Annotated in this window: 13 protein-coding genes; 12 read left to right on the top strand and 1 reads right to left on the bottom strand. The window is 61.1% G+C overall.

Annotated features, from left to right (window positions below; all coding sequences use genetic code 11):
• Window positions 1-10: 10 nt before the first annotated feature.
• The 3 genes from QMZ18_RS22075 to QMZ18_RS22065 are packed head-to-tail and all read left to right on the top strand — an operon-like array spanning window position 11 to window position 3,905.
• Window positions 11-1,555, top strand: coding sequence for a trimethylamine methyltransferase family protein (locus tag QMZ18_RS22075; RefSeq protein WP_282608525.1), 1,545 nt, complete (start codon window positions 11-13; stop codon window positions 1,553-1,555).
• On the top strand, window positions 1,552-2,931 hold the full coding sequence (locus QMZ18_RS22070; RefSeq protein ID WP_282608524.1) for an MmgE/PrpD family protein: 1,380 nt from the start codon (window positions 1,552-1,554) through the stop codon (window positions 2,929-2,931). Before QMZ18_RS22075 ends, QMZ18_RS22070 begins: the two co-directional genes overlap by 4 nt.
• Window positions 2,928-3,905, top strand: coding sequence for a D-2-hydroxyacid dehydrogenase (locus QMZ18_RS22065; protein WP_282608523.1), 978 nt, complete (start codon window positions 2,928-2,930; stop codon window positions 3,903-3,905). The genes QMZ18_RS22070 and QMZ18_RS22065 overlap by 4 nt, the downstream gene beginning before the upstream one ends.
• 3 nt (window positions 3,906-3,908) lie before the next feature.
• Here the strand turns inward: QMZ18_RS22065 and QMZ18_RS22060 are convergent, their stop codons facing one another.
• Entirely contained in the window at window positions 3,909-4,595 is a 687-nt protein-coding gene (locus tag QMZ18_RS22060; protein WP_282608522.1) for a GntR family transcriptional regulator, read from the bottom strand.
• Between the two features lie 253 nt (window positions 4,596-4,848).
• Here QMZ18_RS22060 and QMZ18_RS22055 point away from each other — a divergent pair, with 253 nt between their 5' ends.
• The 9 genes from QMZ18_RS22055 to QMZ18_RS22015 all read left to right on the top strand — a co-directional run bounded on the left by QMZ18_RS22055 (window position 4,849) and on the right by QMZ18_RS22015 (window position 14,745).
• Complete coding sequence (locus QMZ18_RS22055) at window positions 4,849-5,991, top strand: glycine betaine/L-proline ABC transporter ATP-binding protein (protein WP_282608521.1); 1,143 nt, start codon at window positions 4,849-4,851, stop codon at window positions 5,989-5,991.
• Window positions 5,984-6,934, top strand: coding sequence for a proline/glycine betaine ABC transporter permease (locus QMZ18_RS22050; protein ID WP_282608520.1), 951 nt, complete (start codon window positions 5,984-5,986; stop codon window positions 6,932-6,934). Before QMZ18_RS22055 ends, QMZ18_RS22050 begins: the two co-directional genes overlap by 8 nt.
• Window positions 6,935-7,058: 124 nt before the next feature.
• Complete coding sequence (gene proX / locus QMZ18_RS22045; protein WP_282608519.1) at window positions 7,059-8,063, top strand: glycine betaine/L-proline ABC transporter substrate-binding protein ProX; 1,005 nt, start codon at window positions 7,059-7,061, stop codon at window positions 8,061-8,063.
• Window positions 8,064-8,172: 109 nt separating this feature from the next.
• A complete protein-coding gene (locus QMZ18_RS22040) occupies window positions 8,173-9,078 on the top strand; it encodes a dihydrodipicolinate synthase family protein (protein WP_282608518.1) in 906 nt (301 codons plus the stop codon).
• Between the two features lies 1 nt (window position 9,079).
• The gene (locus QMZ18_RS22035; RefSeq protein WP_282608517.1) at window positions 9,080-10,588 is read left to right on the top strand and encodes an aldehyde dehydrogenase; all 1,509 of its coding nucleotides are present in this window, start codon (window positions 9,080-9,082) and stop codon (window positions 10,586-10,588) included.
• Window positions 10,585-12,144, top strand: a complete 1,560-nt coding sequence (locus tag QMZ18_RS22030; RefSeq protein ID WP_282608516.1) for a trimethylamine methyltransferase family protein — start codon at window positions 10,585-10,587, stop codon at window positions 12,142-12,144. The genes QMZ18_RS22035 and QMZ18_RS22030 overlap by 4 nt, the downstream gene beginning before the upstream one ends.
• 10 nt (window positions 12,145-12,154) lie before the next feature.
• Window positions 12,155-13,261, top strand: a complete 1,107-nt coding sequence (locus tag QMZ18_RS22025; protein ID WP_282608515.1) for a mandelate racemase/muconate lactonizing enzyme family protein — start codon at window positions 12,155-12,157, stop codon at window positions 13,259-13,261.
• 12 nt (window positions 13,262-13,273) lie between these two features.
• A complete protein-coding gene (locus QMZ18_RS22020; protein WP_282608514.1) occupies window positions 13,274-14,014 on the top strand; it encodes an SDR family NAD(P)-dependent oxidoreductase in 741 nt (246 codons plus the stop codon).
• On the top strand, window positions 14,011-14,745 hold the full coding sequence (locus QMZ18_RS22015) for an SDR family NAD(P)-dependent oxidoreductase (RefSeq protein WP_282608513.1): 735 nt from the start codon (window positions 14,011-14,013) through the stop codon (window positions 14,743-14,745). Before QMZ18_RS22020 ends, QMZ18_RS22015 begins: the two co-directional genes overlap by 4 nt.
• Window positions 14,746-14,759 lie beyond the last annotated feature (14 nt).

The raw sequence follows: 14,759 nt of genomic DNA, 5'->3' as shown, positions 1-14,759 counted from the left end.
GAACGTCATAGTGAATCAATCATCAGCTCCGCGAAGGGGCTCGTCACGCCGCGAACGCAGAAGCGCAGCTAAAAACCTCACTCAGTTGCCTTGGCGCCAGGTGATCAACCCCTACCCGCCCATGGAGATCCTGTCCGCAGACCAGTTGGAGACCATCCATCTCAGCTCACTGCGCATCCTTCAGGAGCTTGGGATCGAAGTGGTCAGCGACCACGCGCTCGATGTTTTCGAAAAGGCCGGCGGCGAGATCGATCGCGCCACCAACACGGTCAGGCTTGATCCCGAATTGGTCATGACCGCAATCAGCAGTGCTCCCGCAAAATTTGCGCTAACACCTAGAAATCCAGAACGCCAGATTCTACTCGGCGGCAACCATCTCAACTTTTCGATGGTCGCGGGACCGCCGAACGTCCACGACCGCGAGCGGGGCCGGCGATCGGGCAACTACGACGACTACTGCAATTTCATCCGCTTGGCGCATCACTTCAACGTCGTCCACCTGATCGGCAATCAGGTCGTCGCGCCGATCGAACTCCCGGCGAACTCCCGCCATCTGGACGCCTACGACGCCAACATCACCTACGCCGATCTTTGCTATCTGGTTTCGGCGATCGGGCGCAACCGGGCACTCGACGGGATCGCGATGATGGCGATTTCGCGCGGTTTGACCCTGGACGAGATCCGCAAGGATCCGGGCGTCATGACCATCATCTCGGTCAACAGCCCGCGCAAGTTCGACGATGCAATGGCCGAGGGCCTGATGACCATGGCCGAATACGGTCAGCCGGTGGCCGTCACACCCTTTACCCTGATGGGCGCCATGACGCCGGTGACGATCGCCGCCGGACTGGCGCAGCAGAATGCCGAGGCTCTCTTCGGGATCGCGCTGACACAGTTGGTCAATCCGGGCGCGCCAGTCATGTACGGCGCCTATACATCCAACGTGGATATGCGCTCGGGGGCGCCGGCCTTCGGAACGCCGGAAAACACCAAAGCCAACATTGCGAGCGGCCAATTGGCGCGTAAGTACAACCTGCCCTACCGATGCTCGCCGACGAATGCCTCCAACGCCGCTGACTCCCAGGCAACCTATGAAACCGAAATGGCGCTGTGGGGCTGTGTGCTGGGGCACGGCAATCTGCTTTATCACGCCGCCGGCTGGCTGGAAGGCGGGCTGACGGCTTCCTACGAAAAGTTCGTTCTCGACGTGGAGATGCTCCAAAACATGGTGGAGTTTTTGGAGCCCATCAAGGTCGACGAGGCCGAACTGGGATTCGACGCCATCAAGTCGGTACCCACGGGCGGCCATTTCTTCGGCACCGAGCACACCATGGAGCGTTACGAAGACGCCTTCTACCAACCCTTGGTCTCCAATTGGCAGAACTACGAGAACTGGGAGCAGGCCGGCAGCCAGACGGCAGAGGAACGCGCCACTGACATCTGGAAGCAGGCTTTACAGGAGTATGAGCAACCTGCGATGGATCCCGCCATTCGCGAAGAACTGGACGCCTATATGGCGCGACGGCGCGAAGAGATCGGCGACGGCGAACCATGACGGAAAGCACGAGACTCTCAGACCCGGACAGTTTCGCCCGGATCGCTGCCTTTGCACTTCATGCCTCCGAAGAAATACCTGACACGGCCCTGCAGATGGGGGCCTCTCTCCTGCTCGATACGATTGGCGTGGCCGCAGGCGCCGTCTCGCTGGAAGCCGGTCGCATCGCCCGTGACTTTGCGTTGGATTTTTACGGAGCGAGCAATGACAGCACGAGTGCGCGGCTGCTGTTCGATGGACGACGCGCCAGTCTCGCCGGAGCCGCTTATGCCGCCGCCACACAGATCGACAATCTCGATGCCCACGACGGCTACAACCCGACCAAGGGTCACATTGGCTGTGCCGTCGTTCCCGCCCTCTTTGCCTTTGCCGAAACCAATCGCGGCCTCAGTGGCCGGGACGCGCTTTCCGCGCTCGTGATTTCCTACGAAATCGCCGCCAGAACGGGCATCGCCCTGCACCAAAGCGTCTCCGATTATCACACTTCCGGTGCCTGGAATGCACTCGGTGTAGCGGCCCTCGGCTGCAGATTGATGGGAAGTGACAACAACACACTGCGTCAGGCTTTTGGCATCGCCGAGTATCACGGGCCGCGCAGTCAGATGATGCGTGAAATCGACAATCCGACCATGCTGCATGATGGCTCCGGTGTCGGTGCTCTGACCGGTGTCAGCGCAGCACTCTTGGCATCACGCGGTTTTCGCGGCGCACCGGCGCTCACCGTCGAGGCGGAAGACCTACGGGATATCTGGCAGGATCTTGCGCAGGTCTGGACCATTGAGGCGAACTATATCAAACCCTATCCGATCTGCCGTTGGGCTCATGCCGCGATCGATTCGGCACGTGCCTTGATGCTGGAACATGATTTCACCGACAACGACGTTGCCGCAGTTGAGGTTAGAACCTTTCACGAAGCCTCCCGCCTCTTTCCCGGCATGCCGGAAACCACGTCCCATGCGCAGTACAGCCTGGCCTTCGCGGTCGCGCTCATGCTTCGCCATGGCCGGATTGCGCCCGAGCACGTGGCCGGTGCAGCGCTCACCGATCAGTCCGTCGCCGAACTGGTCGGGCGCATCACAGTGATCGAAGACGAGCGCCACAACATAAGATTTCCCGCAAGCCGTTGGTCAGACGTAACCGTCACGCTGTCGGACGGCCGCCGTCTGGCGTCCGGAGACATTCATGCGCGGGGCGGTTTGGAATCCCCTATGACCAGGGACGAAGTCCTCGAGAAGTTCCACAGCATGACCGCCCAGGCTCTCGAGCCGGAACGGTCACGGCAGATCGAGTCCGCCGCTGAATGCCTACTCAAAGAGGGCATTGCCTTCTCTCACCTAAGCGATCTGGTTTATCCGCCAGCCAGAGGCCTGACATGAGCGAGCCCGACCAAGATGTTAAAGTTGTCGTTCACGATGCCGAGCCGGCGCCCCTGATCGACGAACTCCGGCGACATCATCCCGATGTTTCAGTGATGCCGTGCGACAGTTACGACGGCCTGGGCGCGGTGCTGGAAAGTTTCCGGCCGGATGTCGTATTCACCGTCCGCTTTGCCGGTACACCGAACTTTCCGACGCGTGAACTGTTGGGACTTTCGGGTCCAAAATGGATTTCCGTCGGCGGCTCCGGTGTCGATCATCTCGGCCAGTGGGACAGCAGAAAAACCACGGTCACCAACGCGGCCGGGGTCGCCGCCGGAATGATGGCCGAGTATGTCATGGGCTCCATTCTCCACTTCACGCTCGACGTGCCGGGGCTGGAGCGCGACCGCGAAAACCGTATCTGGGCGGGGCGGATGATGACCCCGATCGAGGGCAAAAATCTTCTTATCGTCGGACTGGGACACAGCGGCGAAGCCATCGCCAAACGCGCCAAAGCCTTCGGCTTGAGGGTAACGGGTGTGCGTGCCCACCCACGGGCGACAGCAAATGTCGATCAGGTCTACGCAACCGGCGAACTGAAAAATCTGTGGGCTGACGCGGACTTCATCGTCATCTGCGCTCCCCTGCTTGAGGCCACGCGCGGGCTGGTTAACGCGGCGGCCTTTAAGGTCATGAAACCCGGTGCCGTCCTGGTCGACATTTCCAGAGGCGGGATCGTTTGCCATTCGGCGCTACTGGACGCGCTGCAATCGCAGCGCCTCGCCGGTGCCGCCCTGGATGTTTTTGAAACCGAGCCCTTGCCTGCGGAGAACCCGCTTTGGCAACTGAACAACGTCCTGATCTCGCCCCACTGTTCCAGCGTGTTCAAAGGATGGGAACTGGCTTCGGTCCGGATGTTCGCCGACAACCTAACGCGTTGGCGCAAGGGCGAGGCCCTTTTCAATCTGGTCGATCCGGCCCGGGGTTACTGAGCTTCAAACCGCTTTCAACTGAGTGATGTCCATATCCAGCGGGTCGGGACGGACGAACATTTCGATGCTGTCACGGGACAGCTCCCAATGGTCGAATGCAAGCCGTCTCGCGGTCTCCCGATCTCGGTTTTCAATCGCGGCAATGAAGAGATCGTGGTGGTCGCAGGCTTCGCTCAGCCGCTCGCTCAGGGATTCATTGCGGGGACTGTAGAAGGTCTGGCCAATCCGCGCATGGTCGATCAACAGGCGTTGCAGGCTCGGCCAGAGGTACTGGTTGTCCGCCATCTCGCCCATGATCAGATGAAAGCGGTTGTTGTAAAACGCCATCTGATCCACGTCCGAAGCCTCGATTCCCTTTCGGAATCCCTCCTGGGCCTCTTTGAGCGCGGCAAGCTGCGCAGGCTTCCAATTGTCGACCGCGAGCGCCGCGATCGAAGCATAAACCGGTGGTGCGGTCAGAAAGAAATCACGCAGGGTTTTATGAGACATGGGAGCGACGAACGCCCCCCGGTTTTCTTCGATGATCAGATAACCCTCGCCGGCAAGTTGGCGCAGAATGTCACGGACCGGCGTGCGCGAAAGCGCGTACTCCTCCCCCAGCCTCGTTTCATCGAGGTTCGCTCCCGGCTCCAGATCCAGCGTCAGGATACGGTGCTTCAAGTCGTTATAGAGTTTTTCTTTTTTGCTCATCTTACCTGTCTTCAAGCCGGTCAAACCACCCAGGCTCCCGCCTGGATCCGCACCGTCGTTTCGGGTCCCGTCGCACCACTTTGAATCAAAATGAAACATGAATCAGCTTAATTCAATAAGTTAGAGCGGGACTCACCTTCTAGACTGTTCCCGGCGGCAACGATCGGGGCGTTTCTTAAAAAAACTCGTTGTCGTCTGTTGTGTCATATTGTACACAATAGTTATACAATAAACAAAAAGAACTGAGGCAACAATGATTAATGCCTCCGACAGGGCAGGCGACGCAGTGATAGAGTGCCGGAATCTATGGAAGATTTTCGGAAGCCGTGCGGACGAGGCCATGCAGGCCGTCAAGACGCACGGCCTCTCGAAAACCGAGATACGCGATCAGTTTGACTGCGTTGTCGGGGTCCAGGACGCCAGCTTCAGCGTCGCCGAGGGCGAAATATTCTGCATCATGGGACTGTCTGGTTCGGGTAAGTCGACGCTGATCCGGCACGTGAACCGGCTGATCGAGCCGACGTCCGGCGAAATGTTCATCGAGGGAAACGACATCAACGGCCTCGGCGCGGCCGCCCTGCGTGAGCTGCGGGCGACCAAAATCGGCATGGTATTCCAGAACATGGCGCTGCTGCCGCACCGCAACGTGCGCGACAATGTCGCTTTCGCCCTGGAAGTCCGCGGCATCTCCAAGGACGAGCGCTTCGCGATTGCCGATCGGGCGCTGGAATCGGTGGAACTGGACGGCTGGAACGATCGCTATCCTGACGAACTCTCGGGCGGCATGCAGCAGCGTGTGGGCCTGGCACGTGCCATCGCTGCCGATCCTCACATTCTGCTGATGGACGAACCCTTTTCGGCGCTCGATCCGCTGATCCGGCGTCAGCTGCAGGATCAGTTCATGCAGCTGGCCGCAGAGATGCGCAAGACCACCCTCTTCATCACCCACGACCTGGATGAAGCCATCCGGATCGGCGATCGCATTGCGATCATGAAGGACGGCGCTCTGGTGCAGATCGGAACGCCCGAGGAGATCGTGACGGAACCGGCAGACGAGTATGTCTCCGACTTCGTTGCCGGAATTTCCAAGCTCAATCTGGTTACGGCTCAGAAAGTCATGGAGCCGATTGACGCCTACGAAGGACGCATGGGGCCGGTCAATCAGTCCAACTGCCCAGTCGCCGACCTGCACGACAGCCTGGACAGCCTTGTGGACGCCTCGATCGACAGCGACCAGCCCATTGTCGTGCGCTCCGACGGCAAAAATGTCGGTGTCGTCACAAAACGGGCCCTCCTTCGAGGAATCCAGGGCCGCATGCATGAAGACGATGATGTTTTACAGAGGCAGCAAACACAGCAAGCCTCGGAAGATGAGCGGGAGTTGAGCCGTGGCTAAAAAGAGCACAGAGTTCGATTTTCTCGACCCCTTCCAGAGTTTGAACATCCCGATCGCCGGCTGGGCCGACGGGATCAAGGAATGGGCGATCTCCAACCGCGAGAACATTCAGCCGATCAAGAACCAGCTCAACTGGATGATCAACCACATCGAAGACGGGCTGCAGGCCGTGCCGCCCGTGATCATGCTGGTCATCGTCGGACTTTTGGCCTGGCAGATGGCCGGCCGGCGCGTCGCGATCATCGTGCTTGCCTGCCTGATCTGCATGGGATTGTTGGATCCGCGCGCCTGGGGTCTGGCAATGACGACCCTCTCCATCGTGGTCACCTCGGTCATTCTCTGCACCATCATCGGCGTGCCGCTCGGCATTCTGGCCGGCAAGAACAACATCTTTCAGACCTCCATGCGCCCGGTGCTCGACACCATGCAAACCATCCCCGCATTCGTCTATCTGGTGCCGGTGGTGCTTCTGGTCGGCATTGGCAACGTCTCGGGTGTGCTGGTCACGATCATCTTCGCATTACCGCCGATCGTCAGATTGACGGCGCTTGGAATCCGGCAGGTGAACCCCAGCGTGGTCGAGGCTGCGCGCGCCTTCGGCGCAACGCCCGGACAGATCCTGGTGAAGGTTGAACTGCCGCTGGCGACACCGACCATTATGGCCGGATTGAACCAGACCATCATGATGTCCCTCTCTATGGTGGTGATCGCCTCGATGATCGCCGTCAAGGGCTTCGGTAACGAAGTGCTGCGCGCCATGGGCCGGCTCGACGCCGGCAAAGCCATCGTCGGCGGCCTGGGCATCGTCATCATCGCAATCGTGCTCGACCGCATGTCGCAAGGCCTCGGGCAGTCGGAACGCGAACGTGGACACCGCCACTGGTGGCAAGGCGGTCCGGTTGGCGTGGTTCTCCGCGCTATCGGGAAGGATACAAGCCACTAGAGGGCGATCGTTTTTGATCAGAGCAGTCAGGAACGGGTTCGCCCTCTCAGACTCTAGATTTAGCTGCCGGAGCAGGCTCGCGACTGACGCGGGTCGGCAGCATACAGCAGGGAGAAAATAGGAAATGTCGTTAACGCGCAAACTGTTGCTGGGCTCGACGATTGCCGCAGCAATGTCATTCGGGTCCGTTTCGGCTTTTGCCGACGGGCATCTACCCGGCGAGGGCGTCACTGTACGCCCGGTCGAAGGCACCAATCTGGAAGAGAAGTTCCAGCACAAGATCCTCTATAAGGCGCTCCAAGCCCTCGGCTACGAGGTCGACGAACCCCAGGAAGTCGAGTACCAGACCATGCACTTGGCCCTTGGCCAGGGTGACGGCGACTTCACCGCAGTGCACTGGGATCCGCTGCACACTGCTTTCTACGAGGAATCCGGCGGCGATGCTGCCCTGAGCAAGGTCGGCAATCTGATCTCTGGCGCGCTGCAGGGGTATCTGGTCGACAAGGCTTCTTATGATTCGGGCGTGAAGAACCTCGGTGATCTCAAGGACCCCGAAGTCGCCAAGAAGTTCGACGCCGATGGCGACGGCAGCGCCGATCTGGCGGGCTGCCCTCCAGGCTGGGGCTGCGAGCGGGTGATCGAGCATCAACTCGACGCCTTTGAGCTGCGCGACACGATCACCCATAACCAGGGCGCCTATGCCGCCATCATCGCCGACACCATTGCCCGCAACAAGCAGGGCAAGCCGGTGATCTACTACACCTGGACTCCTTATTGGGTTTCCGGCGTGCTGGTCCCGGGTGAGAACGTCGAGTGGCTGGCCGTGCCTTTCTCGTCGCTGCCCGACGGCCGCAAGGCGAACACCTCCTTCGACGGCAAGGATCTGGGCTTTGAGGTCAACTCCCTGCGGGTGGTTGCCAACAACAACTTCCTGAAGGACAACCCGGCCGCCGCGAAGCTGTTCGAGGTTGCCGAGATCAACATCAACGACGTCTCGGGCCAGAACAACAAGATGCAGGCCGGCGAAAAGGACATCGCCGACATCGACCGTCACGTCGACGAATGGATCGCTGCAAACCAGTCGGCATTCGACGGCTGGATTGAAGCGGCCAAAGCCGCCGCGAAGTAAGCTGTCACTGACAGCCATGAAGAAGGGGATGGAGGGCCATCCTCTTCTTCAGCTACCCGCCCCATGAGGGCATTCTGAACATACTGAGTTGCTTGCAAGGAAGATCGCGATGCGGTTCGAAGGCATCTACACGCCCGTTGTCACCCCTTATCACGCGGATTTCTCGATTAATCGGGACGGCTTTGCCGAGGCGATCGAGCACCTGATTGCTACGGGCGTGCACGGCATCATCGTCGCGGGCACGACCGGCGAATACTACGCCCAGACCGCGGAAGAGCGGGTCGCAATGATGGGACTCGCGAAGGAGCTCATAAAAGGCCGGCTGCCGCTGATCATCGGCACGGGTGCAATCCGGACCGAAGACAGCATCGCCTTTGCCGAGGCCGCGAAAGCCGCCGGCGCAGATGCCCTGCTGGTCGCGACGCCACCCTACGCCTATCCGACCGGACGGGAAATCGCGCTGCATGCATTGGCCGTGGACCGGGCCGCCAACCTGCCCGTGATGCTCTACAACTATCCGGGCCGCATGTGCGTTAATATGGACGAGGATACGCTTGACCGTCTGGGGCGCAGCCCCAACTTCTGCGCTATTAAGGAGAGTTCGGGCGATCCCAACAGACTGCATATGCTGGCGCGGGACTATCCGCACATCCAGCTTTCCTGCGGCATGGACGATCAGGCGCTGGAGTTCTTTGCCTGGGGTGCGCGTTCCTGGGTCTGCGCGGGGTCCAACTTCGCACCGGAAGCACACATCTCCCTCTACAAAGCCTGTGCGCTGGAAGACAACTTCACCAAAGGCCGCCGGATCATGTCGGCCATGTTGCCGCTGATGCGGGTGCTGGAACAGGGCGGCAAGTTCGTCCAGTGCATCAAGCACGGCCTGACCCTGCGTGGTATCGATGCAGGACCGCCGCGCAAACCGCTGCAACCCCTGAACAAAGACGACAAGCGCGAACTGGCGGAGGTGATCCGTACCATGAACGCGTCGATCGAGATGATCGAGAAGGAATCGTGAGATGACCGATCTACTGACTCGCGAAGAATACGCCGCCATCGCCGCCGGGATCGATTTTCCCCGCACGGCCTTCATCGACGGGAAATTCCGCGCCGGACGTGGTGCCAAGCTCACGACCGTCAATCCCGCAACCGGTAAAACGCTCTGTGAGATCGCCGCCTGCAATTCAAAGGACGTGGATCTGGCGGTCAAGAAAGCCCGGGAGGCCTTCGAACAGGGGCATTGGGCAAAACGACACCCTGCGGAACGCAAAGACCTGCTGATCCGGCTGTGCAAGCTGATCGCGCGGAACCGGCGCGAGCTTGCGGTGATGGAGAGTCTCGACAGCGGCAAGCCGATCAGGGACTGCGAAGAGATCGACATTCCCGAGACCATCCACACCCTCAAGTGGCATGCCGAAGCCATCGACAAGATCTACGACCAGACCGCCCCCAGCGGCGAGGATGCGCTTGCAATCGTCGTGCGTGAACCTATCGGTGTCGTCGGCGCGGTGCTGCCCTGGAATTTCCCCCTGCTGATGATGGCCTGGAAGATCGGACCGGCGCTGGCGGCGGGCAATTCAGTGATCGTCAAACCGGCCGAGCAAACCTCCCTGACCGCTCTGCGACTGGCGGAACTGGCTATGGAAGCCGGACTGCCCAGCGGCGTGTTGCAGGTGTTGCCCGGTGACGGCCCCTCAGTCGGTGAACCTTTGGGCCTGCATCCAGATGTGGATATGGTCAGCTTCACCGGCTCGACGGAAACCGGCCGGCGCTTCCTGCGCTATGCCGCGGACAGCAACCTGAAGAAGATCGTGCTGGAATGCGGCGGCAAGAACCCGGCGATCGTGCTGGAGGATGCCGAGGATCTTGATCTGGTCGCGGGGCACATCGTCAACGCCGCCTTCTGGAACATGGGCGAGAACTGCTCGGCCAACTCCCGCCTGATCGTACATAAGGCGGTCAAGAAGCCGCTGATGGAGCGCATCCTGGCGCGTACCCGGGACTGGAAGACCGGCGATCCCCTCGATCCGGCGAATCATCTCGGCGCCCTGATCGACGGTGAGCACTGCAAAAAGGTGACGGGCTATCTGAAAGCCGGGAACAAGAGCGCGAAAGCAGTGGCCGGCGGCAAAGGCAAGGGCAGCTTCGTCGAACCGACGATCTATGACGGCGTAAAGCTCGGCGACAAGCTGGCAAAGGAAGAGATCTTCGGTCCGGTCCTCGCGGTCATCGCCGTGTCATCTTTCGAGGAAGCGATCGAGATCGCCAACGACACGGACTACGGTCTTGCCGCCAGCGTCTTTACCGCCAATGCCAAGAAAGCCATCCGGGCGGCGCGCGCCATCCGGGCCGGTACGGTGACGGTGAACTGCTACGGCGAAGGCGATATCTCGACGCCCTTTGGCGGCTACAAGCAATCCGGGTTCGGCGGCCGCGACAATGGCCTGCACGCCCACGACCAGTACACCGAGCTCAAAACCATCTGGATCGACCTGTCCGATTCTGCTCCCGAGGAAAACGTAGGATGACGGCCCAGGCCGAACCCCGCGCGTCCCGGCGCGGCGGGCGCAACGCCCGCCGAACCATCCGCAACGACGTCCGCGAAACCATGCTGCCGGGTTTGAAGCGCAACCTGCCGCTGGTCGAACCCATGTCGCCCGAGCAGATCGAACGGATCGATAGTGCTTCCATGGACATTCTGGAGAATGTCGGCGTCGTGTTCCGGGATCCGGTGGCGATCGAGGATTGGAAAAAGGCTGGCGCAGAGGTGCGGGACGAAGACCGCGTGCATCTCGATCGCGGACTGGTCCGAGAATTGATCAAGACCATCCCTTCAGACTTCACCTATCACGCGCGCGATCCGCAGAAGAACCTGCCGCTCGGCGGTCCGCACTCGATCTTCGTGCCCATGACCGGCGCGCCTTACATGCGCGATCTGGAAGACAAGCGTCGCGGCCCGACCCTGGAGGATCTGGCAACCTTTCACAAGCTGGCGCATATGGCCCCGGCGCTGCATTCCTCGGCGCACCATATCGTCGAGCCGATGGACCACGTGGTCGCACACCGGCACCTGCGCATCACCTATTCCTCCATGAAGTATTCCGACAAGACTTTCATGGGCATGACCACCTCGCCCAAGAACGCCGAAGACGCTCTCGACATGTGCGCGATCCTGTTCGGCGCGGATTTCATGGAAACCCATCCTGTGGTAACGGGTAACTGTAATGGTAATTCGCCGCTGGTTTGGGACGAAACCATGCTCGGGGCCATGCGGGCCTTCAACCGGCGCAACCAGCCTGTGCTCTGCTCCCCCTTCGTGCTGGGCGGGGCCAACACTCCGGCCTCGACCGCGGCGGCCGCCGCGCAGCTCAACGCAGAAGCGCTCTCGGCGCTGGCCTATACCCAGGTGATCCGCAAAGGCTGTCCGGCGATCTACGGCCACTATCTCTCCACCGTCTCAATGGCAAGCGGCGCGCCCATGGCCGGCACGCCGGAAATCAGCCTGATGAATTTCATGATCGGGCAGATGGCGCGTTACTACGGCGTGCCCTGGCGGACCTCGAACACCCTGGGCGGCGCAAAGACGTTCGACGCCCAGGCAGGTTACGAAAGCGCCAGCACCCTGATGGCCGTGCTGATGTCGGGCGCCAACTACATCTGGCATTCGGCAGGCTGGAACGAGGCCGGCATGCATTGCTCCATCGCCAAGTTCATGGTCGACGCGGAGCAGTGCGCCATGGGCTATCGCATGGCTGAAGGCGTCAAATGGGACGACTTCGACGAAGCTATCGCGACGGTCAGCGATATCGGGCCCGGCGGGCACTATCTCGGCCACGCCCATACCCTGGAGAACTTCCAGAGCGCCTTCTTCATGCCGAAGCTGTTCGACAACAACTCGGTCGAGCAATGGATGGCGGACGGCTCGAAGGAAATTACCGAACGGGCGCTTGAGGCGGCGAAGGCCACGCTCAAGGCCTATGAGGAACCGAAGCTCGATCAGGCGAAAGACGAAGAGCTGCTGGATTACATCGCCCGGCGGGAGCGGGAGATCCCGGCGGTCGACGCCCTCAACAACGAATACTGAGGACTCGCTGGTGCGGATCGCCGAACTTCATATATATCAGAAGGACCTGCCGGTGGTCGGCGGGCCCTACACCATGGCGCGCGCCAAGGTCGATGCGCTCGACAGCACCATTGTCCAACTCGTCACGGATTGCGGCCTGACCGGCTGGGGCGAAACCTGCCCGGTGGGGCCGACCTATCAGCCACAACACGCGTTGGGAGCGCGGGCGGCTCTGGCGCAAATGGCGCCCGGACTGATTGGCGAGCCGGCAAATGAAACGCTCACCTTGCGCCGGACCATGAACGCACTGCTTAACGGCCACAATTACGCCAAGGCAGCCATCGATATCGCCGCGATGGATCTGATCGGCAAGCAGACCGGCAAACGGATCTGCGACCTGCTGGGCGGCGCCACTGGCGATCGGGTTCCTTCCTACTACGCCACGGGCGTAGGTGCACCGGATGACATCGCCCGGCTTGCCGGCGAGAAACTGCGCGAAGGCTATCCCCGCCTGCAGATCAAGGTCGGAGGCCGCCCGGTGGAGATCGATATCGAGACGATCCGGAAGGTCTGGGAAACAGTCGGTCGTGACATGCGGCTCGCAGTCGACGGCAACCGCGGCTGGACCACACGCGATGCGCTCAGGGTCAGCCGTGAATGCCCGGAGATTCCCTTCGTCATGGAACAACCCTGCAACACGATGGAGGAGATTGCCGCCATCCGTGGCCAGTTGCGGCATGCCGTTTATCTGGACGAAAACACCGAGGACCTGAATGCCGTGCTGCGCGCTGTCTCGCTCGGCCTGTGCGACGGTTTCGGCCTCAAGGTGACGCGCCTCGGCGGCTTAACCCCCTTGGCTACGGTTCGTGATATCTGTGCGGCCCGGTCGATGCCTCATACCTGTGACGATTCCTGGGGGGGCGATATCATCGCCGCCGCCTGCGTCCACATGGCTGCCACCGTCAATCCACTCCTGCTCGAGGGCGTCTGGATTGCAGGACCCTATATTGCGCAGCACTACGATAGCCGGAACGGCGTGCGCATTGTGGATGGGCATATCCCCGTGCCCGGCGGACCGGGGTTGGGGATAGAACCTGACGACGGTGCGTTCGGAACGCCGGTCGCGTCCTTCGGATGATGAATTGGAAAGATGAAAACAATGCGGCTTGAAGGTCGTAACGCATTGGTCACCGGCGCCGCCGGCGGAATTGGACAGGCGCTGGTCGCCCGGCTCCAGGCTGAAGGGGCGAAGGTCGTGGCGGCGGATCTCGATCCGAGCGCCTCGACGGCGGATGTAAAGCTCGCCGGTGATCTGCGCGACCCGGCCTATTGCGAGGCCTTACCGAAACAGGCGGAGGACGCACTCGGGCAGTTGGACATCCTGGTAAACAACGCGGGTGTCATGAGGCGCGGCGCCATTACCGAAGCGACGGACGAAGACTTTGCGCTGACCATGGCGATCAACGTCGAGGCTCCCTTCCGGCTGTGCCGGGCGGCGATCCCGCTCATGGCGGAAAGCGGCGGCGGTGCCATCGTGAACCTCTCGTCCTGCTGGGGTGTGCACCCCGGACCGGCGCACCCCCTCTATGTCATGTCGAAAGCAGCCGTCGCCTCGCTGACCCAGTGCCTCGGGCGTGACCATGCCCATCAGGGGATCCGCGTCAACGCCGTCTGCCCCAACGAAGTGGACACGCCCATGCTGCGTACGGGCTTTACACTACGGGGTCTGAACCCCGACACGGCGATCGATGATCTAAACCGGACAGTGCCCATCGGTCGCATTGCCCAACCTGAAGACATCGCTGACGTGATCGTCTACCTGGCTTCGGATGAGGCGCGCTACATCTGTGGCGCCTTGCTTGAAGTCAACGGTGGAAAGCCCGTCGGATGAAGCGGTTCACCGATAAGGTCGCGCTGGTCACCGGCGGCCGCAGCGGGATCGGACTGGCCTGTGCGGAACGCCTGGCGTCGGAAGGCGCCCGGGTGTTCACGGCGCAACGGAAAGACGCCGCGCAGCTGGAAACGATCCCGGCCGACCTCTCTGATCCCAATGCGCCGGCGTGGATCATTGACGAGGTCATTGCCCGTGCCGGACGGTTGGACGTTCTGGTCAACAACGCAGGCGTGATGGCGGAAGGCACGGTTGAGGAGATGCCGATGGCAGCTTGGCAACGGACCTTGGCCGTCAACTTGACCGCCCCTTATCTGTTGATCCGGCGCGCCCTCCCCCACCTGCGCAACAGCGCTGGGGCGATCGTGAATATCGGCTCGATCGAAGGGCTCGGCGCCAACCCGCGCCATCCCGCCTATTGTGCCTCAAAAGCCGGACTGCATGGCTTGACCCGTGCCGTGGCGGTTGATCACAGTGCGGAAGGCGTTCGCTGCAATGCTGTGGCGCCTGGCTGGATCGATACGGATCTGAACATCGATTTCGTCGAATCCATGCCCGACCCCGCCGCCTTTCGCACACAAATCGGCAAGGTTCATCCGGTCGGCCGGACCGGCAAACCCGAAGAGGTTGCCGCTCTGGTTGCCTGGCTCGCTTCCGAAGAGGCTGCCTTCGTTACCGGACAGGTCTATACGGTCGATGGCGGCCGCACGGCCAAGCTGAGTCTGCCATGAAGTTGGACCTGCCA

Source organism: Pelagibius sp. Alg239-R121, assembly GCF_947331435.1.
Lineage (GTDB): Bacteria > Pseudomonadota > Alphaproteobacteria > Kiloniellales > Kiloniellaceae > Denitrobaculum.
The sequence above is the reverse complement of the archived record's forward strand: the minus strand, read 5'-3'. Positions and strand labels throughout refer to the sequence as shown.

Bases quoted from the DNA above. Each gene is read 5' to 3' on its own strand.
- QMZ18_RS22070 (WP_282608524.1), top strand. From the start codon at position 1,552: ATGACGGAAAGCACGAGACTCTCAGACCCGGACAGTTTCGCCCGGATC.
- QMZ18_RS22065 (WP_282608523.1), top strand. From the start codon at position 2,928: ATGAGCGAGCCCGACCAAGATGTTAAAGTTGTCGTTCACGATGCCGAG.
- QMZ18_RS22060 (WP_282608522.1), bottom strand. From the start codon at position 4,595: ATGAGCAAAAAAGAAAAACTCTATAACGACTTGAAGCACCGTATCCTG.
- QMZ18_RS22055 (WP_282608521.1), top strand. From the start codon at position 4,849: ATGATTAATGCCTCCGACAGGGCAGGCGACGCAGTGATAGAGTGCCGG.
- proX (WP_282608519.1), top strand. From the start codon at position 7,059: ATGTCGTTAACGCGCAAACTGTTGCTGGGCTCGACGATTGCCGCAGCA.
- QMZ18_RS22040 (WP_282608518.1), top strand. From the start codon at position 8,173: ATGCGGTTCGAAGGCATCTACACGCCCGTTGTCACCCCTTATCACGCG.
- QMZ18_RS22035 (WP_282608517.1), top strand. From the start codon at position 9,080: ATGACCGATCTACTGACTCGCGAAGAATACGCCGCCATCGCCGCCGGG.
- QMZ18_RS22030 (WP_282608516.1), top strand. From the start codon at position 10,585: ATGACGGCCCAGGCCGAACCCCGCGCGTCCCGGCGCGGCGGGCGCAAC.
- QMZ18_RS22020 (WP_282608514.1), top strand. From the start codon at position 13,274: ATGAAAACAATGCGGCTTGAAGGTCGTAACGCATTGGTCACCGGCGCC.
- QMZ18_RS22015 (WP_282608513.1), top strand. From the start codon at position 14,011: ATGAAGCGGTTCACCGATAAGGTCGCGCTGGTCACCGGCGGCCGCAGC.